Origin of the sequence: Streptomyces sp. NPDC059166 (assembly GCF_042755185.1) — a bacterium.
In the GTDB taxonomy this organism is placed as follows: domain Bacteria; phylum Actinomycetota; class Actinomycetes; order Streptomycetales; family Streptomycetaceae; genus Streptomyces.
Window position 1 is genome coordinate 13796 of record NZ_JBHZCI010000004.1, and the last position, 22172, is coordinate 35967.

Consider the following 22172-nt stretch of genomic DNA (forward strand, 5'->3'; position numbering starts at 1 on the left):
ACGGCCGGCCCCTGGATGCCCGTCGCCCGCCCGGTGGTGGCACGGGCGAAGCCCCCGGCGGCACGGTCTCCTGACAGGAGAACCGGCCGCCGGGGGCTTCGCGAACCGTACGGGCTTCCGCCCGTGCCTCAGACCTGTGCGGGTTCCTTGGCCGGGGAGTCACCCGAGCCCGTGGCCGAGCCCGGAGCGGCGCCGCCGCCCGAGGCCGCGACCGTCGAGGCGGCCGGCTCCTGGGAGACGTTGAACTCCGCCAGCAGGGACTTGCTGAAGCCGAAGAAGTACGTGGCGACGAAGCCCGCGACATAGCCGACCAGCAGACCGCCCGCGTAGATCGCGATCGTGGAACCCAGGCCGTGGTTGCCGTCGAGCAGCGGGAACAGGGCCCAGCCGGACGGGCCGATGGCCGTGGAGCCGACGGAGTCGCCGAGCTGGTTGAAGAGGCCGACGAAGCCGCCGCCGAAGGCGCCGCCCACACAGGCGGTGATGAACGGGCGGCCCAGCGGGAGCGAGACACCGTAGATCAGGGGCTCGCCGACACCCAGCAGACCTGCGGGCATGGCGGACTTGATGGTCCGGCGGATCGACTCGTTGCGGGGGAGGCGGAGGTAGACGGCCGCCGCCGCACCGACCTGGCCGGCTCCGGCCATCGCGAGGATGGGGAGGAGGACCGTGAAGCCCTGCTGCTCGATCAGGGTGGTGTGGATCGGGATCAGGGCCTGGTGCAGGCCCAGCATCACCAGCGGCAGGAAGAGCCCGCCCAGCAGGAAGCCCGCGCCCGCGCCGCCCGTGGAGAGCAGCCAGTCGGCGAAGGTACCGATGGCGGAGGAGACCTCACCGGCGACGTACATCAGGCCGAAGATCGTGACCAGGCCCGAGATCAGGACCGTGAGGGTCGGGGTGACCAGCACGTCCAGCGCCTCGGGCACCCAGCGGCGGCACCACTTCTCGACGTACACCGCGAGGACCGCCGCGCCGAGCGCGCCGAGGACACCGCCCTGGCCGGGGGAGAGCTTCTGGCCGAACGCCTCGATGTTCGCGACACCCGGGAAGACGATGATCGCCGCGACCGCGCCGCCGAGGATCGGCGTACCGCCGAACTCCTTCGCCGTGTTGAAGCCGACGAACACCGCGATCAGGGCCATGAAGCCCGACGCCATCGCTGCCAGGGCGGGGGTGACCGACGGCAGCCAGCCGAGGTTCACCAGCAGGCCGTTGAGGCCGGCGATGATGCCGCAGCCGATGAGGGCCGGGATCAGCGGGACGAAGATGTTCGCGATCTTGCGCAGGAACAGCTTGAACGGGGTGGCGTTCTTCGCCTTCTGCTGCGCCTTCAGGGCTGCGCCCTTGTCGGCGAGCTCCTCGGCGGTGTGACCGGGGGCCGGAGCGGCCGGCGCGGGGGCGGTGGCCTTGCCCTCCTCGACGAGCTGCTCGAACTCGGGGGTGACCCGGGCGACGGTGCCCGGTCCGAGGACGATCTGGTAGGTGTCGTCCTCGACCACACCCATCACGGCGGGGACCGCCTTCAGGGCCTCGTCGTCGACGAGGGAACGGTCGTGCAGGCCCAGCCGGAGCCGGGTCATGCAGTGGGCGATCGAGCTGACATTCGCAGCGCCACCGACGAGCGGCAGGATCGCGGCGGCAGTGGCGCGGTTCTTGTCTTCAGTAGCCATGGTGCGTGGTGCCTTGCTGTGCGAGGAGTGGTGCGTCAGGTGGTACGGACGGCCGCGAGGGCGGCGCGGAGGTGGCCCTGGGAGTCGGCCAGGAGCGTGGCGGCCGTGGGGCCGTCGACGCCGCCGAGGATGGTGAGGATGGCGTTCTTCACCTCGCCGTCGGTGGCGGCGAGCGCCGCCTCGATCTCCTCGTCGGAGGCGCCGGTGGCGAGAGAGACGATCCGGCGGGAGCGGGCGCGCAGCTTCTCGTTGGAGGCGCGCACGTCGACCATGAGGTTCCCGTACGTCTTGCCGAGCCGGATCATCGTGATCGTCGACAGCATGTTGAGCACGAGCTTCTGGGCCGTGCCCGCCTTGAGGCGGGTGGAGCCGGTGAGCAGTTCGGGGCCGACGACGATCTCGAGGCCGTGCTCGGCGGCGGCGGCGAGCCCGGAGTCCGCGTTGCAGGAGAGGCCGATGGTGAGAGCACCCCCGGCTCGGGCGTGCTCGACGGCCCCGATGGCGTACGGCGTGCGGCCCGAGGCGGAGATCCCGACCACCGTGTCGTCGGCGGTGAGGTTCAGCGCGTCGAGGTCGGCGGCGGCCAGCTCCTTGCTGTCCTCGGCGCCCTCCACCGCCTTGACCATCGCGGAGGGTCCGCCCGCGATGAGGCCGATGACCTCGGACGGGTCGGTGTTGAAGGTGGGCGGGCACTCGCTGGCGTCGAGCACGCCGAGACGGCCCGCCGTGCCGGCGCCGGCGTAGATCAGCCGGCCGCCGCGCGCCATGCGCTCGGCGGTGGCGTCGATCGCGGCGGCGATCTGCGGCAGCTTGTCGGCCACGGCGGCGGGGACGGTGGTGTCCTCGCCGTTCATGATGCGGGCGATCTCCGCCGTCGGCAGCTGGTCGATCTCTGCCAGCTCGGGGCGGAACGCCTCGGTGGTGAGGGTGGCGAGCTGGGCCTGGAGTTCGCCGTAGCCGCCGGGGGTGGCTGCGTCGGCGTTCGCGTCGGTGGTGGAGGTCATGAACTGCGGCTCTGCTTTCTCGGTCTTGAACTCGTGCGGTGCGGGGGAGCGGCTCAGCGGCCGCGCGGGGTGTGGCGGTGGGCGAGCGCCTCGTACGACGCGGACAGCGCGGGAGCGGCCGTCTCGTACGTCCGCTGGGCGACGCCTATGAAGAGGCAGTCGACGACGAGGAGCTGGCTCGTGCGGCTCGACATGGCCGCCGGCCGCAGCTCGCTCTCGCGGGCCGTCGACGTCGTCAGCACATGGTCGGCGTACTGCGAGACCGGGCCGTCGGGGCGGCCGGTGATCGCGATCGTCGTCGCACCGCGGTCGAAGGCGACGCGGAGCGGCTCGATGACGTCACCCGTGGAACCGGAGTGCGTGATCGCGATGGCCACGTCGCCGGAGCGGAGCTGCACCGCGTTGGTCACCGCGAGGTGCGGGTCCATGTGGGCGTGCGCTATCAGCCCGATCCTGAGCAGCTTCTGCGCCAGGTCCTGGCCGACGAGTGAGGACGCGCCGACGCCGTAGACGTCGATGCGGCGTGCGGTCGCGGCGGCGGCGACCGCCGCACCGAGCTGTACGGTGTCGAGCCCGGCGGCCGTGTCGGCGAGGGTCTGCTGCTCGTCGTAGGCGAGCTTCGCGACGACGTCCGCGATGGGGTCGTCGACCGCGATGTCGGCGGTCACCGCGGGCGCCCGGCCTGACTGCTGGTGGGCGGCGAGCCCGGCGAGTGCGAGGCGCAGGTCCCGGTAGCCGGGGTACCCGAGGAGACGGGCCGTGCGGACGACCGTCGCCTCACTCGTGCCGGTGTGCTCGGCGAGACCCGTGACGGTGAGGGCGGCGCAACCGGCGGGGTCCCCCGCCACCGCCTCGGCGACCCGCTGCATGGACCGGGTCATGGACGGCGAGAGCGTCCGCACCTTGGCCGCGAGAGCCGCGGGAGCGGGAGGCGATTCCCGGTTGAAAATTTCCTTCACGTCATTGGTCACCTTTGAAAGTTATTTCCACTCCTTTCGTCCGTCAAGCCCCTCTTTTGTGGGGCCGGTTACAGAACAACGGATGACATGTCCGGATTTGACGGGCGTGATCTTGGAGGTGGTCCGTCGAAACGGCTGCGGGGGACAATGGGGGGATGGAGCTGAACAGGCTGGAACAGCAGCTGCACACCGCGCGTGCGCTGGTGATGGCCGACCTGGTGGCCGGAGACGTGGCCGAGGCCGGGATCGTCTCGATGGTCGAGGACGCGGTGACCCACCGGCGGTGGTGGGTGGAACAGTGGCCCGAGGGTGTGGCGTTCGTCACCGGGCTCGTCGCCCAGGACGTCCAGGACGCGCTTCTGGAACAGTACGGGCGCTGGCCGCTCTGCCCCGTGTGCACGGGGGAGGAGCCGCACGCCCTCGACGTCGAACCGGAGCTCGGCCCCGACCCTCACTGGGTCTGCACCAAGGCGACCGTGTCGGTCGCCCCGGTGGGAGGGCTCGCCGGAGTACTCGGCCGGTGACCCTCTACATCGACCCGCCGACCTGGCCGGGCCACGGGCTCATGTGGTCCCACCTGGTCAGTGACGTGTCCTTCGAGGAACTCCACGCCTTCGCCGCGGGGATCGGCTGCCCGCCCCGCGCCTTCGAGCGGGACCACTACGACGTGCCCGAGGCGCGCTACGCCGACGCGGTGCGCGCCGGGGCGCGCGAGGTCGGGTCGAAGGAGATCGTGCGCCGCCTCACCGAGGCGGGGCTGCGGAGACCGAAGGGGCGGCCCGCTCCGGGCTGACGGCCCCGCCCGCCACCAGCCGGGACGGCGAGCCGTCACGCAGCCGCAGCGAGACCACCACGGCCGCCAGGCCGACGACCAGCATCGCGGCGCCCGCCCAGGCCGTCGAACGGAACCCGAGGCCCGCGTCGATCACCGTGCCGCCCAGCCACGGGCCTGTGGTGTTGCCCAGGTTGAACGCGGCGGTCGTGGTCGCTCCCGCCAGGGTGGGGGCGGCTCCGGCCACGTTGAACATCCGGGCGTTGAGCGCGGGCGCGGTGTAGAAGGCGGAGAGGCCGAGCAGGAAGGCCAGCGCCACCACCACGACCGGGTGCGACGCGAACAGGGCCATCGCCACCAGGAAGACCGTGGAGGCGCTGATCCCGCTGAGCAGCACACCGAAGAGGTGCGCGTCCGCGACCCGGCCACCGATCGTCGTACCGGCCAGCGCGCCCACACCGAACAGCGCCAGCACCCACGGCACCCAGCCGGACTCCAGGCCGGCCACGTCGGTGAGCAGCGGGGCGAGGTAGCTGAACGCGCAGAAGACACCCCCGGCGGCGAGCGCGGTGACGACGATGGACAGCCACACCTGGCGGTCCCGGTAGATCGACACCTCGCGCCGCAGCTGCGGCTTCTCGTCCGGCAGCGGGATGCGCGGGATGCGGGTGACGACGCCGACGAGGGCGACCGCCGACGCGGCGCCCACCGCCCAGAACGCCGACCGCCAGCCCAGGCTCTCCCCGAGGAAGGCGCCCAGCGGCACGCCCAGCACATTGGCGATGGACAGTCCGCCGATCATCACGGCCATCGCCCTGGCGCGCGCGTTCACCGGCACCATGGCGATGGCGACCGCCGCACCGACCGCCCAGAACCCGGCGCACGCCAGCGCGCTCACCACCCGGGAGACGAACAGCACCTCGTACGTCGGTGCCAGCGCCCCCGCGACCTGGCCCAGCCCGAAGACGGAGATCAGCGCGATCAGGGTCGTACGCCGGGGGAGCCGCAGCGTGGCGACGGCCAGCAGCGGGGCACCGACCACCATGCCGATGGCGAAGGCGGATATGAGGAGCCCCGCCTTCGGGATCGACACATCCATGTCGTCGGCGATCGGCGGCAGCAGCCCGGACAGCATGAACTCACTGGTACCGAGGGCGAAGACCGAGAGGCCCAGGATGTAGACGGCCATCGGCATACGGGGACGGCTGGGAGCGGAGTCAGGCATGACAGTGGGCAACAGCGCCCTCCGCCGTGGAATTCCCCTGTCTCAGTGGGTGAGCAGCCCCAGTTCCGTGGTCAGGTTGTGCCGCGCCCTTGCTTCCCATTCCACCGCGCCGTGCGGTGTGCGGAACAGCCGTGGCAGGTCCAGCAGCTGCCGGAGCACGGCGGCGCGCCCCTCGGTGAAGGCGGCGTCCGGGACGAAGCCGTACTCCTCCCGCACCTGCGCCGCGTACGCCGCGTACTCCTCGGGGGGCGAGGCCAGGATCGCGAGGTCGGCGTCGCACAGCACCTCGCCGTTGGTGTCGCCCGGCGCCGGGTCGTGAGTGACGGTGAGCCGGACCAGCCGGGCGACCTCCGCCGTCGCGCGGTCCGGCAGGCCGGCCTCCGGCAGGGCGCGCTCGGCGAGCGCCGCGCTGCGCTCCTCGTTCTCGGAGCGGTCGGGCCGGTAGACCGCGTCGTGGAACCAGACCGCGAGGCGCACGAGATCCGGGTCGGCGGCGTGCCCGGCCAGGGTGTCGACGCGGTCCAGGACCTGGGTGAGGTGCGCGGTGGTGTGGTAGCGCCGCTGGGGTTCCGCCCACCGCGCGATGAGGGCGTCGGCGTACGGGGCGGGGTCGGGTCCGGAGTCCGCCCCGCCGCGCGCGGCGAGCAGGGCGGCGCGCCAGCGGTCGCGGAGAGGTGCGCCGGGGTGCGGGGCTTCGGTGATGTCGCCGCCGGGGGTGCCTGGTGCGCTGTCGCTCATGTGCCGAGGGTAGGGCGTACGCCCCGTGCGCGTGCCCGCCGCCCGGTTTTCGTAGGCGGCGGGCACGAGTACGGGACGGGACGCGGCGCGCCTCAGTGGCCTGGGGTGGTGTCCAGGGCCAGCACCGCGTAGGTCGCCAGCCAGTGGTCCGAGGAGAAGTCCCCGGACGAAACCGTCGGCAGGCCGCGCGTGAGGTGGGCGTCGGCCGAGGCGAGGAGCGCGGAGCGGGCCGGGCCGTCCGGGAGCGCCCCGGCGATCGAACGCAGCGCCGCCGCCCGGCTCAGGGTGAGGCCGAGCAGATGGCCGATCTGCGGGTCGGTGTGGTCGGAGACCACCGGCGGTTCGAGGAGCGACGAGTCGGGCGCGTCGGAGACCAGCGCGGGCAGGAACCCGGCGAGCCACGTACGGAACTCCGCGGCCGGCAGCACCCGGCGCATCGCGTCCGCCTCGGCCAAGGCGGGGGACAGGAAGTCCTGGCCGGAGGGCTCCCAGTGCGCGGGGGCGTCATGGTCGTCGGTGAACCAGGACCGCAGCCGGCCGGCCGCGGAGTCGAGCACCGGCTCCGGCAGCCCGGCCGTCCTGCCGGCGTCGAGGATCAGACCGAGGCCGAAGGCGCTGTTGTTGTGGACGCCGTGGCGCACCGGGTAGGTGGCCTTGGGCAGCCAGGCGGCCAGCAGGTCGCCGACGGCCGCGACCCCGGGGGCCAGGGCGTCGGCCCAGCGGTCGCCGTCGGGGGTGGCGAGCGCCCGGCACTCCGCCGCGAGGGCGATCAGCCAGGCCCAGCCGTAGGGGCGCTCGAAGTGCGGCCGGCCGCGCAGGTAGTCCGCCTCGACCTCGATGTTCTCGCGGGTCAGATGGGTGTCGAGGACCTCGCGGATCCGGGTGGTGAGCGTGGCCGGGAGGTCGCCGGTGGTGGAGAAGCGGCGCATCAGGCGGACGAGCAGCCAGTGCATGTGCACCGTGGAGTGCCAGTCGTAGCCCCCGTAGAACGCGGGGTGCAGCGTGCGCGGCGGCACGAGTTCCTCGGGCCCGGCGTAGAGGTGCGCGGGTGCGTTGGGGTACTCGCGTACGACGTTGGCGAGGGCCAGTTCGGCGAAGGGGACGGCGTGCGCGGCGGGGAGCGCGGGGGACATCGGGAGACTCCAGAGGGGTGGGGCGCGGGACAGGCGGTGGGGGCCGACGGGCCCGGTCCGGGCGGCGCGGATCAGAAGGCGAAGAGGGCCATGATCGCGGCGTTGCAGACCAGCAGGGCGGCGGCCGTGGGCAGCTGGGCCTTGATCGGGCCGTACGGGTCCTTGAGTTCGAGGAGCGCCGCCGGGACCAGGTTGAAGTTGGCGGCCATCGGCGTGACGAGGGTCCCGCAGAAGCCGCAGAGCATGCCGATCGCGAGGACTGCGGGCGCGTTGCCGTTCATCTGCTCGATGAGCACGGGCCAGCCGATCGCCGCCGTCATCACGGGGAACGCGGCGAAGGCGTTGCCCATGACGATGGTGAACAGCGCCATGCCGCCGCAGTAGACGGCCACGGCCAGGAGCCTCTGCCCGTCCGGCAGTACGGCCTCGGTGATCCTTCCGACCTGCTCCCCGACGCCCGCGGACTGGAAGATCGAGCCGAGCACGGAGAGGAGCTGCGGCAGGATCAGCGCCCAGCCCATCGACTCCAGCATGTTGCGCCCGGCGTGCAGCGGTACGGAGATCCTCCGCTCGCGCAGCAGCACCATGCCCACGACCAGCGCGGCGATGGCGCCGACCCCGAGGCCGAGGATGGTCTCGTAACCGGGCTCCAGGACCGGTTCGCCGCCGATCTTCCAGTTCTTCACCAGCGTCGCGCAGATCATCGCCACGACGGGGATGGTGAGCGCGGGGAGGAACAGCTTGCTGCCGAGGCGGGCGGCCGAGGCTGCCCGCTTCTCGCGGGGAGGGGTGTGCGACTCGCCCTTGCCGGTGAGGCCGAATCCGCCCAGGACGATCAGGACCAGTACGGCCACGCCCAGGGGTTCGGCGGGGAGGGACTTGTCGACGACCCCGGTGGAGTAGAAGAACGCGGAGCCCAGCAGTCCCCAGAAGCCGGCGGAGCCGAAGCGCTTGGGGTTGGTGCGGTCCACGGCCATCTGCCCGGCCATGACGAGGAACACCGCGCCGACCAGCCAGAAGAAGTACTCGGACGTGATCACTTGGCGTCCTCCGTCCGGATCCCGGCGTGTGCCGTGAGGTCGTTCTCCGCGGCGGCGACGGCGAGTTCGCGCTCCAGCTGCCGGTCGAGGTTGAGCAGGCGTGCCCCGTGGATCAGGAAGGCGCAGATCGCGGAGGGGATCGCCCAGAGAGCGAGGTGCAGGGGTTCGAGGTGCTGGTCGTACGTGGAGTTCACGAAACCGGTGATCAGCAGGATCGACCCGATGGCGATGAAGCAGTCCTCACCGAAGAACACCCCGATGGTGTCGGCTCCGGACGCGTGCGAGCGGACCTTCTCGCGCACCTTCTGCGGCAGCGGCCGGCCCGCCTTGGCCTCGGCGGCCGCCTCGGCCATCGGCGCGATCAGGGGCCGCACGCTCTGCGCGGGACCGCCGATGCTGGTGAGCCCGACGGAGGCGGTGAGCTGGCGTATCAGCAGGTAGATCGTCAGGAACCGGCCGGTGGTCAGCTTGCCCAGCTTGCCGATGAGGGTGCGGGCCTGCTCCTGGAGCCCGTAGCGCTCCAGCAGCCCGATGACGGGCAGTGTGATGACGAAGACCGTCACCGAGCGGGCGGAGGCGAAGCTGCTGCCGAAGGAGGCCAGCACCTCCTGGGGCGAGAGCTTGCCGAGCAGTCCCGTGATGATGCCTGCGGCACCCACCACGAGGAGGGGGTTGCGGCGGGTGGCGAATCCGAGGATCACCACGAGCACGCCGAGGAGAACGATCACGCGTCGGCCTTCTTCCGCGCAGGGACGTGGCGGTGCACGGTCCTGGTCAGACGGGGGTGTCAGCCGAGACCCTAGGGTCTTGTTCAACAATCCCACAAGGGTGTGAGCTACATCGATCGTGATCCGCGGCGGCCAGAGGGCGGGTAATGAGTGAACTGTCCGCATAAGGCGGTATTTGCAGTGGAGTCCGGGCGTGCGGGGTCTGCGGATGGGGGCCGGTGATCGTGGAACAAGCTGGGCCGGGGGTGGCGTCCTACCGCTCGGTGAGCCGCTGCGCGTACGCCTCGGCCACCTGGCGCCGGGAGTCCTCCAGGTAGAAGGCGAGCGCCCGCTCCGCACCGGCCGCGTCCCCCGCGGTGAGCCGGTCCGTGATGTCGCGGTTGCGGGTCAGATAGGGCTCGTGGAAGCGGCGGGGGTCGGCCATCACGTGGAACGCGAGCCGCAGCTCGGCGAGTACGTTGCGCATCAGCTCGTCGGTGCGGGGGCTGCCGGCCAGCCCGGCCAGTGCCTGGTGGAACCGGATGTTGGCGGTGGAGCAGGCCGGCCAGTCGTCCCGGAGCGCGGCCTCCTCGCCCGCGGACACCGCCGCCTCGACGGCCGTCAGTCCGTACGGCGGCTCGTCGAGTGTGTGCAGGGCCGCGCACTCGACGAGGAGCCGCACCCGGTAGATGTCGACCACGTCGTCCACCGCCAGGACCCGGACGAAGACGCCGCGGTTGAGCCGGTGTTCCAGCAGGCGTTCATGCGAGAGCAGGCGGAACGCCTCGCGCAGGGTGTTGCGCGACACCGCCAGGGCGCCGCTGATGCTCTCCTCGGAGAGCCGGCTCCCCGGCGGGAAGTAGCCCTCGGTGATCCGGTCCCGCAGGACGGCGGCGACCCGCTCGGCCGTGCCGGACCGCTCCAGGGAGGTGCTGTGCGCGGCCAGTTCGGAGAGGTCCGGTGTGCCACCGGCCGTCCAGCCGCTCTTCGTGCCCGCCATGCCCCGTCCCCTGTCCGTCGTGCCCGCGCGCCGGTCGCGCGGTCGTGCCCGCTGTGCCTGCTGTTGCCGGGGGCAGGGCGTGCCTGGTGTCCCGTCAGGTGTGCGCAGTGCACAGTGAACCGTACGAGTGTCCCAGGTGGTGAGCGGGTCCTTGTCAGATTGTTGAACAATCGCTAGCGTGAGTGTGTGACGGATCTGACGAGTGTGACGCCCCCGGCGCGGCCGATGGACCTCAACGCGGACCTGGGCGAAGGGTTCGGCCGCTGGACCCTCACGGACGACGAGGCGCTGCTGGAGTGTGTCACCAGCGCCAACGTCGCCTGCGGCTTCCACGCGGGGGACGCCTCCACGATGCGGCGGGTCTGCGACGTCGCCGCCTCGCGTGACGTGCGCATCGGGGCCCAGGTCTCCTACCGGGACCTGGCCGGCTTCGGACGGCGCTCCATGGACGTACCCGCCGCCGAGCTGACCGCGGAGATCGCCTACCAGATCGGTGCCCTGCGGGTCTTCGCCGAGTCGGCCGGTTCGGTCGTGTCCTACGTCAAACCGCACGGCGCCCTCTACAACCGGGTGGTCCGGGACGACGACCAAGCGGCGGCCGTCGTCGCCGGGGTACTGCTCGCGGGCGGTCGCCCGGCGGTCCTCGGGCTGCCCGGTTCGAGACTGCTCGCCCACGCGGAGGCGGCGGGGCTGCCCGCCGTCGAGGAGGCCTTCGCCGACCGCGCCTACACCCCACAGGGCACGCTGGTCCCCCGCAGCGAGCCGGGCGCCGTGGTCCACGACGCCGACGAGGTCGTACGCCGCAGTGTCGGCATGGCCGTCGACGGGGCGGTGGACTCGATCGACGGCGGCAGGATCGCCGTGGCGGCCCGTTCCCTGTGCGTCCACGGAGACACCCCGGGCGCCTCGGCCATCGCCCGGAGGGTCAGGTCGGCACTGGAGGAAGCCGGCGTGCACGTAAGGGCGTTCGCGTGAGCGGCGTCAGGGTGCGCACGGCGGGACCGCACGCGCTCCTCGTCGAACTCGGCTCCGGGCAGGAGGCGGAGGCCTTCCACGCCGAACTGCTGCGCCGACGCGACGCCGGCGACCTCCCCGCCGTACGCGAGATCGTCCCCGGCGCGCGCACCGTGCTGCTGGACGGGGTGGAGGACCGTGCGCTCGCCGGGCGGATGCGGTCGTGGGCCGTGCCGCCGCTGAGCAGGGAGGACGGCGACGCCGTCGAGATCCCCGTCGTCTACGACGGCCCGGACCTCACCGATGTCGCCGAGGCGTGGGGGGTCGGCGCCGATGAGGTGCCGCGCATCCACGCGCGTACGGAATTCCGGGTGGCCTTCTGCGGGTTCGCCCCCGGCTTCGGGTATCTCACGGGACTGCCGGAGGACTTGGGCGTGCCGCGCCGTGCCACCCCCAGGACCCGGGTGCCCGCCGGGGCCGTCGCCCTCGCGGGGCCGTACACCGGCGTCTATCCGCGCCCCTCGCCCGGCGGCTGGCAGCTCATCGGCCGGACGCCCGATCCGGGGATCCTCTGGGACCCGGCACGGGAACCGGCCGCGCTGCTGAGCCCCGGGGTCCGGGTGCGGTTCGTACCGGTGGGGGTGGCGGGATGAGCGCGGCCGTCGAAGTGGTGCGGGCCGGCGCGCTCACCACCGTCCAGGACGAGGGCCGCACGGGCTGGGCCCATCTCGGCGTGCCCCGGGCGGGCGCGCTGGACCGTCCCGCGATGCGGCTGGCCAACCGGCTCGTCGGCAACGCCCCCGACGCGGCGGTGCTGGAGACCACGGTCACCGGGGTCGCGGTCCGGGTGACCGGGGACCGGCCGGTGCTCGCGGTCGTCGGCGGGGCCGGGTGCCGGGTCACGGTCGACGGACGTCCGGCCCCCTGGGGCGCGCCCGTGCGCGTACCGGCGGGCGCGGTCCTGGAGGCCGGGCCCGCCCTCCAGGGGCTGCGCGGATACCTGGCGTTCGCCGGTGGCCTGGTGCCCGAGCCGGTGCTCGGCAGCCGGTCCGCCGACCTGCTCTCCGGGCTCGGCCCGCCGGTCCTGCGCACCGGCGACGTGCTGAGGCTCGGCACGCCCGGCGGAGCCCCGTACGCGGACACCGTGCCCTGGCCGGGCGCCCCCGAGGAGCTGGTGCTGCCCCTGCACCTGGGGCCCCGCGACGACTGGTTCACCGAGGCGGCACTGCGCACGCTGACCAGTGCGGTGTACACCGTCTCGGAGCGCAGCAACCGCATCGGTCTGCGCGTCGACGGCCCCGCCCTGGCACGTGCCCGGGAGGGCGAACTGCCCAGCGAGGGCATGGTGCTGGGCGCGGTGCAGGTGCCACCGGACGGACTGCCCGTGGTCTTCCTCAACGACCATCCCACGACGGGGGGTTACCCGGTCGTCGGCGTCGTCGCCGAAGCCGCCCTGGCGGGGGCGGCCCAGGCGGCCCCGGGGGTGCCGGTGAGATTCGTACGGGCGTGACGGGAACCGGGGGGCGGGCATCGGCCAACAGGAGGTGACCGTGCCCGCCTCCCCGAGGGAAGCCGATGATCCCGAGAGCCGACCAGTGACCGCCCCGCCGTGGTGCGGAGCGCTGGAAGTCACCCCCGGCGCGTACGAGTACGCCGAGTCCGACGCGTCGGTCGTGCGGCGCTCCCTGGAGGACCCCGACGCCTTCGCCGCGCTGTTCGACCGGTATGCCGACGACATCCACGGGTACGCCGCCAGGCGCCTCGGCACGGAGGCGGCCGACGACCTGATGGCCGAGACCTTCGTGATCGCCTTCCAGCGGCGGCGCGGCTACGACCTGTCCAAGCCGCACGCACGCCCCTGGCTCTACGGCATCGTCACCAACCTGGTCCGGGGGCACCGGCGCGCCGAGGCCCGGCGGCTGCGGGCGATGGCACGCGCGGCGTACACCTCGCCGGGCGAAGGGGAGCCGCTCGCGGACCGGGTCTCGGCCAGGGTCAGCGCCGAGGGCATCCGAGCCGAACTGGCCGGGGCTCTCGCCGCGTTGCCCGCCCGCTACCGGGACGTGCTGCTGGTGGTGGCCTGGGGTGACCTGGACTACGCGGAGGCGTCGGTAGCGCTGGGCGTACCGGTGGGGACCGTGCGTTCGCGGCTGCACAGGGCGCGGAAGCGGCTCCGCGAGGCACTCGGCGGTGCGGACCCCGCCCGACTTCACGACGACTCCGAGGAGCCAGGTCATGGATGAACTCACTGCGCTGCGCGAACTGGAGCCGGAGGTTTCGTCGCTGACGGATGAGGCACGGGCCGCCGCCCGCTCCCGGCTGGCCGTAGCCATGGCGCGGGAGCGCACGGGCAGCCGTGGTCCGTCGCGGAGGCTGGTGCTGCGTACCGCCTTCACCGCGACGGTGGCCGCGGCGGTGACGGGGGTCGTCGTCGCCACCAAGGACGGGCGGGGCGGTGGCGGGCCGCGCACCCTGAACGCGGCGCAGGTGCTGCACCGGGCGGCGGAACGCACGCGCGCCGAGGACGCGGACATCACGGTGCCGCGCGGCGACCAGTACCTCTACTCGCGGGAGGTCTACACGCGGACCATGATCGTCAGCGGGAGGCGTACGACGCACACGGACGAGTTCTGGATCTCCGAGAACGGCTCCCGGACCTCGCGCTATCTGTACGACGGGCGGATCAAGGACGAGCCCCCGTTGACCGAGCACGAGGTGGCATGGCCGCCGACGGCGTACGCGAAGCTGCGTGAGATGCCCGCAGACCCGGACGGCCTCCTCGTGGCGCTCGGGCACGCCGAGTACCGCCGCACGGAGGATGAGGCGCAGAGCGCGTACATGGACCTCCTGCTGTTGATGCGGGGGCCGCGTGTGCTGCCCCCGGGGCTGCGGGCGGCCGCGTTCGAGGCGTTCGCGAAGCTGCCGGGCATCGTGATCCAGGACGGCGAGGTGGACGCGCTGGGCCGGCGAGGGATCGGGGTCACGCTCGGCGGGCAGTCGTTCGGCCTCGTCTTCGAGCGCGGTACGTGTGCCTACCTGGGGCTCCGTCAGGAGGGCGTACGAGGTGCGCGGCCGGTAGGGAAGGAACTGCGGGGCGGCGAGAAGTACCTGGAGGTGAGAGCCCTCGTGGCGTCCGGAGTCGTTGACGAGATCGGGCAGCGGCCCCGGTAGGCGGGTGGGGCACGCCGGTCGGGGGGCGGGCGTGCCCCGTCCCGTCTTTCCGGCACACCGTCCAGCACGTTACCGAAGCGTAACTTACCGACGAGTTACTTCAGGTAACCCCGCGATGCTAGCTTGCGCTCACCTTCATCGGAGCAGAGCGAGGAGTGAGCCGTGAGTCCGCGCAAGACCACCCGTTCGAGCTCGACCGTGAACACCACCCACCCCCTGGAACCCCGTCGGCCGGGACGCCGTGCGGGGCGCCTGCTGACCCTGTCGGTGGCGTCCGTCGCCGCGGCGGCCTGCCTCGGTGCGGCGGCCGTGCCGGCCTCCGCCGCCGGGGACGCCGGATCGGAGCCGGTGGCGTCCCGGGGGGTCACCATCCCCGCCTTCTACAACCCGCCGGCGCAGCTGCCCTCCGCCGACGGGACCCTCGTGCGCACGGAACCGCTGCCCCTCGGACTGAGCCTCCCGGGGCTCGACGGGCGGCAGATGCCCGGTACGGCGACCCGGCTGATGTACAAGTCCACCGACGCCAACGGGGCGCCCGTCGCCGTCACCGGTGCCTACATCGAGCCGTCGGCCGCCTGGAAGGGCGGCGGCGAACGCCCGCTGGTCGCGCTCGCCTCGGGGACGATGGGGCAGGGGGACCAGTGCGCCCCCTCGCTGTCCCTCCAGCGTCCGCTGGCCATCGGTGAGGGCACGGTCTCCATCGGCTACGACAACATCGCGGTCTACCGCCTCCTCGCCGCCGGTGCGGCCGTCGTCGTCACCGACTACGCCGGCCTCGGGACCACCGACCGGCTCCACACCTACGTCAACCGCCTCGACGAGGGTCACGCCCTGCTGGACGCGGCCCGTGCCGCGCGCTCCGTCGAGGGCGCCTCCGTCACCGCCGCGTCGCGGGTCGGCCTCTACGGCTACAGCCAGGGCGGCGGTGCCAGTGCGTCGGCCGCCGAACTGCAGCCCACGTACGCCCCCGACGTCAACCTGGTGGGCACCTACGCCGGTGCCCCGCCCGCCGACCTCACCGAGGTCATGAAGGGCATCGACGGCAGCGCCCTGGCCGGCGCGCTGGGCTGGTCGATCAACGGGTTCGCCCAGACCGACCCCGAACTGAAGGCCATCGTCGACGCCCACACCAACGACACCGGCAAGGCCGCCCTCAAGGGCACCTCCACCATGTGCGTCGGCGACGCGCTCCTCGGCTACGGCTTCACCAGCAGCAGGAAGTGGACGTCCGACGGCCGCTCCCTCGCCGAGATCATCGCCGACGAGCCGAAGCTGCAGGCGATCCTCGCGAAGCAGCGCATCGGCAACCTCAAGCCGACGACGCCCGTGCGGCTGGTGACCGGCGTGCACGACGACATCGTCGGGCACGGGCAGGCCCGTCAGCTCGCCGTCGACTGGTGCCGCAAGGGCGGCAACGTGACCTACGAGGCCGTCCGGCTCCCCAACCTCGGCGACAAGATCCTCACCAACCACCTCGCCCCCTACCTCACCGACCAGGGCAGCGCCATCTCCTGGATGACCGACCGCCTGTCCGGCAAGAAGGCGTCCTCCAACTGCTGGTCGATGCCGATCCAGCCCTGACGACCGTCCCTCCGCGACCTCCGGGGCCGCGGCACACCCCTCCCGGGCGTGCCGCGGCTCTCGTGCATCCACCCGTACGCGTTCGTGGGGGAGGCTGCGCCCCGGGTGGCCGACCCGTAGTCTGGTTATTGGACTAGACCTGTAGGTCCGTAGCCGCTCCGAGGGAATGGAACACCATGAGCAACCGTGCAGTCCTGGAGGTGATCGCTCTCGACGCGGAGGACGCGGTCGCGGCGCAGGCGGGCGGTGCGGACCGCCTCGAACTGGTCACCGACATGGCGGCCGACGGCCTGACGCCCCCGCTGGCGGTCTTCGAGGAGATCCGCGACGCCGTCGGCATCCCGCTGCGGGTCATGATCAGGGTGGCGGACGGGTTCGCCGCCGGTGACATCGACGTACTCGTGGAGAAGGTCCGGACGCTGCGGGACGCGGGGGCGCGGGAATTCGTGCTCGGCTTCCTCGACGAGGGAGGCCACGCCGACCTGGTCGCCGTGGAGCGGCTCGTCGCGGAGTTCGAGGGCTGCCCGTGGACCTTCCACCGCGCCATCGACCGGGCGTCCGACCGTGACGTCCTGCGCAAGCACCTCGCCGACCTGCCGGGCCTCGACACCTACCTCACGGCCGGCTCCCCGGACGGCGTCGACGCCGGCATGGAGACGCTGCTCGCCGAGGCCTCCCGCTCGGACCAGCCGGGCTACGAGCCGCAGATCATGGTCGGCGGCGGTCTGCGCCTGGAACACCTGCCGCGCCTCCTCGCGGCGGGCGTCGACGCCTTCCACATCGGCGGCGCCGCCAGGCCGGACGGCTGGAGCGGCCCGGTGGACGCGGCTGCGGTACGGGAGTGGCGCGAGGCGCTCGACGGCTGAGCGCCGGGGTGACCGGCAGCGAGGAGCGGAACGGGAGCGTTCGTCACCCGTTCCGCCGCTCCGGCGTGCCCCGGCCGGACGACCGGCCTTGAATGCGGAGTGTCCCAGGTGTCCGGTCCAGCCCCGGAGTTCCCATGTCACGACTGCGGCCACCCAGCCACTCCCGGACGGCCGCGCCACGGGCGGGGGTGCTGCACCGGACCGGATCGTGGTGCGCACGGCACTTCGTCGTCGTCCTCGTGCTGTGGCTCGCCGCGCTCGCCGCACTCCAGGTCCTGCACCACGCGTACGGCGGCGACTACTCCGACGACTTCTCCATCTCCGGCACCCAGTCGCAGGACGGCCTGGACGTGCTGAAGGCCCATTCCCCCTCGGCGGGCGGCTACAGCAGCCAGGTGGTGGTGCACGACGCGGACAAGTCGCTCAGCGGGCTGAGCAGCCAGATGTCCACCGCCGTGGCGGACCTCCAGAAGCTGCCCGAGGTGCTGTCCGTCCAGAACCCGCTCACGGCGCAGAGCGGCAGCAGCGGCGGCGGGCAGAACGTGGGGCCGCTGTCCACCGACGGCCGGACGGCCTACATCACCGTCCGGTTCAGCGTGCAGCCCTCCACCCTCGGCGCCGGTTACCTCGACGGCGTGGACTCGGCGGTGAAGCCGCTGCGCTCGGCGGGCGCCGAGGTGGAGTACGGCGGCCCGCTCGGCGAACTCGCGCGGCCCGCGGCGAACGACCGGGTCAGCGAGGCCATCGGCTTCGGGGTGGCCGTCGTCGTCCTGCTGCTCGGCTTCGGCAGTCTGCTGGCCGCGCTGCTGCCCCTGGTCACCGCGCTGATCTGCGTCGTCTGCGGGCTCGCCCTCCTCGGGCTGCTGGCCGCCGCGACGACCTTCGCCACCGTGTCCCCGACCCTGGCCACGATGATCGGGCTCGGTGTCGGCATCGACTACGCGCTCTTCCTGGTCACCCGGCACCGCCAGAACCTCATGGACGGCCGCGATCCGGTGGCCGCGGCCGGGGCGGCCACGGCCACCAGCGGACGGGCGGTGCTGCTGTCCGGGTGCACGGTGATCATCGCGCTGTGCGGGCTCTGGGTCTCCGGCATCGGCTTCATCGGCAAGCTGGGACTTGCCGCGGCGGTCACCGTGGTCACTGCCGTGCTCGGGGCCCTCACCCTGGTGCCGGCCGTGCTCGGGCTGATCGGGCGGCACATCGACCGGATCCACGTCCGCAGGCCGATCGCCGAGGTCGAGGCCGCCGGGCCGGCCCCGGACGCGGGGGCGGGCGGTCCGGCGGGTGAGGGGCAGGGGGCCGGTGCGCGGAGCCCCCGGAAGGACGGCCAAGAGTCGGCCGGTGACGGCCAGGAGACCGGGCAGGGCACCTGGCACCGGTACGCGCGCCGGGTGGAGCGCCGGCCGTGGTGGTTCCTGACCGGCGGCGTCGTCGCGCTGGCGGTGCTCGCCTTCCCGCTGTTCTTCATCCAGCTCGGGCACATCGGGGACGGCGCCGACCCCAAGTCCTTCACCGACCGGCGGGCGTACGACCTCATGTCCTCGGCGTTCGGCCCCGGCTCGAACGGTCCGCTGACCCTCGTCATCGACCAGACCGAGGTCCCGCAGAGCGACCGTTCGGATCTGGAGAACCAGGCGAAGCAGGTCTTGGCCAAGGTGCCGGACGCCGCTGTGATCACACCGCTGACCGCGACCTCGGACGGGGACGTCCTCACCGCCACCGCGTACTCCGTCGCCGCGCCCCAGGACGAACGGACCACGGACCTGGTCAACCACCTGAAGGACGACGTGCTGCCCGACGCCGTCTCCGGCACCGCGGCGAAGGGCTACGTCACCGGGACTACGGCCGCCCAGGTCGACTTCCTGGACATCGTCTCCAGCCGGCTCCCGCTCATCATCGCCGTGGTCGTCGGGCTCGCCTTCCTCGTCATCCTGGCGGTGTTCCGCGGGGTCCTCGTCGCGCTCAAGGCGGCCGTGCTCAACGTGCTGTCGATCGCCGCCTCGTACGGGGTGGTCGTCGCCGTCTTCCAGTGGGGCTGGGGAGGCCCCGCGCTCGGCGTCTCGGGGGACGTGCCGATCGAGAGCTACGTCCCGATGATGATGTTCGCCATCGTCTTCGGCCTCAGCATGGACTACGAGATCTTCCTGCTGTCCCGCATCCACGAGGCGTGGACGGCCACCCGGGACCCCAGAGGCAGCGTCGCGCACGCCCTGGAGATCACCGCCCGGGTCATCACCTGCGCCGCGCTGATCATGGTCAGCGTCTTCGCGGCCTTCATCATCAGCGACAACATCGTCGTCAAGATGCTGGGCCTGGGCCTCGCCGTCAGCGTGCTCATCGACGCCACCGTGGTCCGGCTGCTGCTGGTGCCCGCCGTGATGACCCTGCTGGGCCGCGCCGCCTGGTGGACCCCCCGGTGGCTGGACCGGATCCTGCCGCACCTCGACCCGGAGGGGCCGGAGGGCCGGGAACCGTCCGCCGCGCCCGTTCGTCACTGAAAGTAGGCGAACGAAGGGGGATCGTGACCGTGTCGGTGACGCTGGGCGAAGAGATCATGCTGCTGTCCCTGGACGACGAGTCCGGAGCGGCGAAGAACAGGCAGGCCGCCGGCTGGGCGGTCGCCGGCGGAATCGTGCTCGAACTCGTCCTGGCGGGACGCCTCTCGGCGGACGGAGGGCGGTTCACGGTGACGGACCGCACCCCCACCGGGACGGGTCTCCTCGACGAGCGGCTCGGGCTGATGGACGCCTGGGCGGCGAGGAAGAGCAAGCCGCCCAAGGTGACGGACTGGCTGACGAAGGACCACGACAAGGCGGTCGGCGCCACGATCGAGAGCCTGCGCGCACGCGGGCTGGTGCACGAGGAGCGGCAGAAGGTTCTGGGGCTCTTCCCGGTGCGCCGCTACCCCGAGGCCGACGGGGCGGCCGAGCGTGAGGTGCGCGAGCGCCTGGACTCGGTGGTGCTGTGCGGCGTGGACCCGGACGACCGCACGGCCGGTCTCATCGCCCTGATACACGCAGCGAAGCTGCACGGTCTCGCCTTCCCCGGCCGTCCGGCACGCGAGGTGAAGCCGCGCATGGAGAAGATCGCGGACGGCCAGTGGGCCGGGGAAGACGTCCGTAGGGCGATCCGCGACATGCAGGCCGCGATGGTCGCGGTCACCGTCGCCACCACCGTGGTGGTCACGGGCTGAACCGTCCGGATCAGGCCGTGCCCGACCCGGACGAAGGTCCTACGCGAGCTGTTCCGGCAGCGGGGCCGCGTGCAGCACCGTGAGGCCGGACACCGCACGGGTGAGCCCCACGTAGAGGCGGCGCAGGCCGGTGCGTTCGTCTGGTTCGCCGTCGACCACGGCCGCCGGCTCGTCGAGCACGACGTAGTCGTACTCCAGGCCCTTCGCGAGGGACGCGGGGACCAGGGTCAGCCGGGAGTCAGCGGTCGTCTCCTCGCCGGGGGAGAGGACCGCGTGGCCCGCCGCCGCGAGGGCGTCGGCCAGGGCGGGGATGCGCGCGTCGGCGGCGATCAGGCCGATCGAGCCCTCGTGCCCGAGCGATTCCTCGCACGCCGCGACGACCGCCGCGTCCATCTCCTCGGCGGAGGCGACCTCGCGTACCGCAAGGGAGCCGGGCGTCTCACGGACGGACTCCACCGGGGCCAGGCCCGGCGAGATCGAAGGCAGCAGCCGCGAGGCGTACGCGATCACCTCGCGCGGCACACGGAAACCGGCCGTGAGCTCCTCCACGACCGCGTCCGCCTTGCCCAGGTGGAACAGCGCCTGCTCCCAGCTCTGCGTCGACCACGGGGTGGTGCCCTGCGCCAGGTCGCCGAGGACGGTCGCCGACCCCGTCGAGCAGCGGCGGCCCACCGCCCGGTACTGCATGGGGGAGAGGTCCTGCGCCTCGTCGATCACCACATGGCCCAGCGAGTGGGTGCGGGCGACCAGGTCGGCGGCCTCGTCGATCAGCACCGCGTCCGCGGCGGTCCACCTCGCCGACTTCACGCTGCGGGCCGGCTTCGCCATGAGGATCCGCTTCTGCTCGTCCTCGTCGAGGACATCCGCGGCGTGCTCGGCCAGGAACTCCGCGTCCGTCAGCAGCCGCAGCACCAGCTTCGCCGGGTCCACCGCAGGCCAGATCGCCTTCACGGCGGCCTTGACCGCGGGATTGCGCGCCACCGAGTTCTGCACCCGGTCGTCCGGGGCCTCACCCGCCTCCTCCATGCGCACGAGCACGGCGTGCGCGATGCGCTGCGGCAGGGCCTCGTGGGCCGCGCCGTACCGCATGTCGCGGGCCAGCAACTCGCCGACCATCTCCTCGACCTCGTACGCGGGGACGCGCCAGCGGCGGGAGCCGCGCACCACGACGACCGGCTCGGTGGGAGGGGTGACGTGCGAGCGGATCGCCCGGCGCAGCACCTCCGCCATCCGGGCGTCGCCCTTGATCACGGCGGCTACCGCCTCGTCCGTGCCCCGCACCTCGACCCGGGCGGCCACCAGGTCCTCGACGGTGGCCTGCTGGACCTCCAGCTCGCCCAGCGCCGGCAGCACCTGCTCGATGTAGTGGAGGAAGGACCGGTTCGGGCCGACGACGAGGGTGCCGGTCCGTGCGAGGCGCTCCCGGTGGGCGTACAGCAGATACGCCACCCGGTGCAGGCCCACCGCCGTCTTACCGGTGCCGGGGCCTCCCTGGACGCAGACCGTGCCGCCCAGCCCGCTTCGGACGATCTCGTCCTGCTCGGGCTGGATCGTCGCGACGATGTCACGCATCGGGCCCACACGGGGCCGCTCGATCTCCGCCTGGAGCAGCCTGCTGGTCTGCTGCGCCTCCGCCGGATCGGTGAGGTCCTCGTCCTCGTACGCGGTCAGCTCGCCCCCGGTGTAGCCGAAGCGGCGGCGGTGGCCGACGTCCAGGGGGTTGTTCCGGGAGGCCTGGTAGAAGGGCTGGGAGACCGGCGCGCGCCAGTCGATGACCATCGGGTCGCCCTGGGCGTCGTGGACGTGACGGCGCCCGATGTAGAAGCGCTCTCCCTCCGCTCCCTCCGCCTTCTCGGCACCGACCACGTGCAGGTAGTCGAGACGGCCGAAGAACAGCGGGGTGTGGGACAGGTCGGCGAGCGCCTTGATGCGGTCGTCGATCTGGGCCTGGAGGACCGCGGCGTTGACCCAGTTCGCGGTGACGTCGCGGATGTCGAGTGCCTGGACGTCCTCGCGCATGGCGCGCAGGGCGGCACGGGACGCGGCGAGGTGCGCCTGTTCCTTGACCAGGGGGTTGCTTGAAACTTCGTGCGCGGGCACGGTGTTGCCTCCGGCTTTTCGACGCAGGACGGCGGACAGGGCTCACCGCCCTGCCC

Annotated in this window: 21 protein-coding genes; 11 read left to right on the forward strand and 10 right to left on the reverse strand. The window is 72.6% G+C overall.

Annotated elements, in window-relative coordinates:
- Window positions 1-128: 128 nt before the first annotated feature.
- From ACFXOA_RS04085 to ACFXOA_RS04095, 3 genes are read right to left on the reverse strand one after another with little or no spacing between them, the layout of a single operon-like run.
- Window positions 129-1670 (reverse strand): PTS transporter subunit EIIC, encoded by a 1542-nt coding sequence (locus tag ACFXOA_RS04085; protein WP_385022143.1) that lies wholly within the window; start codon window positions 1668-1670, stop codon window positions 129-131.
- A 35-nt stretch (window positions 1671-1705) separates the two neighbouring features.
- Window positions 1706-2674 carry an N-acetylmuramic acid 6-phosphate etherase gene (gene murQ / locus ACFXOA_RS04090; RefSeq protein ID WP_385022146.1) on the reverse strand — a complete coding sequence of 323 codons (969 nt, stop codon included), beginning with the start codon at window positions 2672-2674 and terminating at the stop codon, window positions 1706-1708.
- 53 nt (window positions 2675-2727) lie between these two features.
- Window positions 2728-3645, reverse strand: a complete 918-nt coding sequence (locus tag ACFXOA_RS04095; protein WP_385022149.1) for a MurR/RpiR family transcriptional regulator — start codon at window positions 3643-3645, stop codon at window positions 2728-2730.
- Between the two features lie 143 nt (window positions 3646-3788).
- Here ACFXOA_RS04095 and ACFXOA_RS04100 point away from each other — a divergent pair, with 143 nt between their 5' ends.
- Both ACFXOA_RS04100 and ACFXOA_RS04105 read left to right on the forward strand, forming a co-directional pair.
- Window positions 3789-4157 carry a hypothetical protein gene (locus tag ACFXOA_RS04100; RefSeq protein ID WP_385022152.1) on the forward strand — a complete coding sequence of 123 codons (369 nt, stop codon included), beginning with the start codon at window positions 3789-3791 and terminating at the stop codon, window positions 4155-4157.
- Window positions 4154-4426: a DUF4031 domain-containing protein gene (locus ACFXOA_RS04105; RefSeq protein ID WP_385022155.1), complete on the forward strand. Its 273-nt coding sequence runs from the start codon at window positions 4154-4156 to the stop codon at window positions 4424-4426. The genes ACFXOA_RS04100 and ACFXOA_RS04105 overlap by 4 nt, the downstream gene beginning before the upstream one ends.
- Here ACFXOA_RS04105 and ACFXOA_RS04110 read toward each other — a convergent pair.
- The 6 genes from ACFXOA_RS04110 to ACFXOA_RS04135 form a co-directional block, all read right to left on the reverse strand.
- Window positions 4377-5600, reverse strand: a complete 1224-nt coding sequence (locus tag ACFXOA_RS04110) for a Cmx/CmrA family chloramphenicol efflux MFS transporter (protein ID WP_385022687.1) — start codon at window positions 5598-5600, stop codon at window positions 4377-4379. The two genes, ACFXOA_RS04105 and ACFXOA_RS04110, sit on opposite strands and share 50 nt — an antisense overlap.
- Window positions 5601-5672: 72 nt before the next feature.
- On the reverse strand, window positions 5673-6368 hold the full coding sequence (locus tag ACFXOA_RS04115) for a hypothetical protein (protein ID WP_385022157.1): 696 nt from the start codon (window positions 6366-6368) through the stop codon (window positions 5673-5675).
- A 92-nt stretch (window positions 6369-6460) separates the two neighbouring features.
- Window positions 6461-7501: a DUF2891 domain-containing protein gene (locus ACFXOA_RS04120; protein ID WP_385022160.1), complete on the reverse strand. Its 1041-nt coding sequence runs from the start codon at window positions 7499-7501 to the stop codon at window positions 6461-6463.
- 71 nt (window positions 7502-7572) lie between these two features.
- Window positions 7573-8541 (reverse strand): DUF979 domain-containing protein, encoded by a 969-nt coding sequence (locus tag ACFXOA_RS04125; RefSeq protein ID WP_385022163.1) that lies wholly within the window; start codon window positions 8539-8541, stop codon window positions 7573-7575.
- On the reverse strand, window positions 8538-9269 hold the full coding sequence (locus ACFXOA_RS04130) for a DUF969 domain-containing protein (protein ID WP_385022166.1): 732 nt from the start codon (window positions 9267-9269) through the stop codon (window positions 8538-8540). The genes ACFXOA_RS04125 and ACFXOA_RS04130 overlap by 4 nt, the downstream gene beginning before the upstream one ends.
- A 253-nt stretch (window positions 9270-9522) precedes the next feature.
- Complete coding sequence (locus tag ACFXOA_RS04135; protein WP_385022169.1) at window positions 9523-10248, reverse strand: GntR family transcriptional regulator; 726 nt, start codon at window positions 10246-10248, stop codon at window positions 9523-9525.
- Between the two features lie 225 nt (window positions 10249-10473).
- Between ACFXOA_RS04135 and ACFXOA_RS04140 the strand changes: the two genes are divergently transcribed.
- The 9 genes from ACFXOA_RS04140 (at window position 10474) to ACFXOA_RS04180 (ending at window position 20016) form a co-directional block, all read left to right on the forward strand.
- Window positions 10474-11223 (forward strand): LamB/YcsF family protein, encoded by a 750-nt coding sequence (locus ACFXOA_RS04140; RefSeq protein WP_385022690.1) that lies wholly within the window; start codon window positions 10474-10476, stop codon window positions 11221-11223.
- Window positions 11220-11855 (forward strand): allophanate hydrolase subunit 1, encoded by a 636-nt coding sequence (locus tag ACFXOA_RS04145; protein ID WP_385022172.1) that lies wholly within the window; start codon window positions 11220-11222, stop codon window positions 11853-11855. Before ACFXOA_RS04140 ends, ACFXOA_RS04145 begins: the two co-directional genes overlap by 4 nt.
- Complete coding sequence (locus tag ACFXOA_RS04150) at window positions 11852-12712, forward strand: biotin-dependent carboxyltransferase family protein (protein ID WP_385022175.1); 861 nt, start codon at window positions 11852-11854, stop codon at window positions 12710-12712. Before ACFXOA_RS04145 ends, ACFXOA_RS04150 begins: the two co-directional genes overlap by 4 nt.
- Window positions 12713-12824: 112 nt before the next feature.
- Complete coding sequence (locus tag ACFXOA_RS04155; RefSeq protein ID WP_385022693.1) at window positions 12825-13445, forward strand: RNA polymerase sigma factor; 621 nt, start codon at window positions 12825-12827, stop codon at window positions 13443-13445.
- The gene (locus tag ACFXOA_RS04160) at window positions 13438-14373 is read left to right on the forward strand and encodes a CU044_5270 family protein (RefSeq protein WP_385022178.1); all 936 of its coding nucleotides are present in this window, start codon (window positions 13438-13440) and stop codon (window positions 14371-14373) included. Before ACFXOA_RS04155 ends, ACFXOA_RS04160 begins: the two co-directional genes overlap by 8 nt.
- Before the next feature lie 162 nt (window positions 14374-14535).
- Window positions 14536-15954: a lipase family protein gene (locus ACFXOA_RS04165; protein ID WP_385022180.1), complete on the forward strand. Its 1419-nt coding sequence runs from the start codon at window positions 14536-14538 to the stop codon at window positions 15952-15954.
- A gap of 176 nt (window positions 15955-16130) precedes the next feature.
- Window positions 16131-16820, forward strand: a complete 690-nt coding sequence (locus ACFXOA_RS04170) for a copper homeostasis protein CutC (RefSeq protein WP_385022183.1) — start codon at window positions 16131-16133, stop codon at window positions 16818-16820.
- A gap of 134 nt (window positions 16821-16954) precedes the next feature.
- Complete coding sequence (locus ACFXOA_RS04175; RefSeq protein ID WP_385022186.1) at window positions 16955-19321, forward strand: MMPL family transporter; 2367 nt, start codon at window positions 16955-16957, stop codon at window positions 19319-19321.
- Window positions 19322-19350: 29 nt separating this feature from the next.
- On the forward strand, window positions 19351-20016 hold the full coding sequence (locus tag ACFXOA_RS04180) for a GPP34 family phosphoprotein (protein ID WP_385022696.1): 666 nt from the start codon (window positions 19351-19353) through the stop codon (window positions 20014-20016).
- A gap of 39 nt (window positions 20017-20055) precedes the next feature.
- On the opposite strand, the gene ACFXOA_RS04185 is transcribed toward ACFXOA_RS04180, so the two are convergent.
- Window positions 20056-22116, reverse strand: a complete 2061-nt coding sequence (locus ACFXOA_RS04185; protein ID WP_385022189.1) for a HelD family protein — start codon at window positions 22114-22116, stop codon at window positions 20056-20058.
- Window positions 22117-22172 lie beyond the last annotated feature (56 nt).

What these genes read in the sequence shown, in the direction of transcription:
- ACFXOA_RS04110 (WP_385022687.1), bottom strand. Translation starts at nt 5,600, where the DNA reads ATGCCGATGGCCGTCTACATCCTGGGCCTCTCGGTCTTCGCCCTCGGT.
- ACFXOA_RS04140 (WP_385022690.1), top strand. Translation starts at nt 10,474, where the DNA reads ATGGACCTCAACGCGGACCTGGGCGAAGGGTTCGGCCGCTGGACCCTC.
- ACFXOA_RS04100 (WP_385022152.1), top strand. Translation starts at nt 3,789, where the DNA reads ATGGAGCTGAACAGGCTGGAACAGCAGCTGCACACCGCGCGTGCGCTG.
- ACFXOA_RS04120 (WP_385022160.1), bottom strand. Translation starts at nt 7,501, where the DNA reads ATGTCCCCCGCGCTCCCCGCCGCGCACGCCGTCCCCTTCGCCGAACTG.
- ACFXOA_RS04135 (WP_385022169.1), bottom strand. Translation starts at nt 10,248, where the DNA reads ATGGCGGGCACGAAGAGCGGCTGGACGGCCGGTGGCACACCGGACCTC.
- ACFXOA_RS04085 (WP_385022143.1), bottom strand. Translation starts at nt 1,670, where the DNA reads ATGGCTACTGAAGACAAGAACCGCGCCACTGCCGCCGCGATCCTGCCG.
- ACFXOA_RS04170 (WP_385022183.1), top strand. Translation starts at nt 16,131, where the DNA reads ATGAGCAACCGTGCAGTCCTGGAGGTGATCGCTCTCGACGCGGAGGAC.
- ACFXOA_RS04160 (WP_385022178.1), top strand. Translation starts at nt 13,438, where the DNA reads ATGGATGAACTCACTGCGCTGCGCGAACTGGAGCCGGAGGTTTCGTCG.
- ACFXOA_RS04115 (WP_385022157.1), bottom strand. Translation starts at nt 6,368, where the DNA reads ATGAGCGACAGCGCACCAGGCACCCCCGGCGGCGACATCACCGAAGCC.
- ACFXOA_RS04150 (WP_385022175.1), top strand. Translation starts at nt 11,852, where the DNA reads ATGAGCGCGGCCGTCGAAGTGGTGCGGGCCGGCGCGCTCACCACCGTC.
- ACFXOA_RS04175 (WP_385022186.1), top strand. Translation starts at nt 16,955, where the DNA reads ATGTCACGACTGCGGCCACCCAGCCACTCCCGGACGGCCGCGCCACGG.
- murQ (WP_385022146.1), bottom strand. Translation starts at nt 2,674, where the DNA reads ATGACCTCCACCACCGACGCGAACGCCGACGCAGCCACCCCCGGCGGC.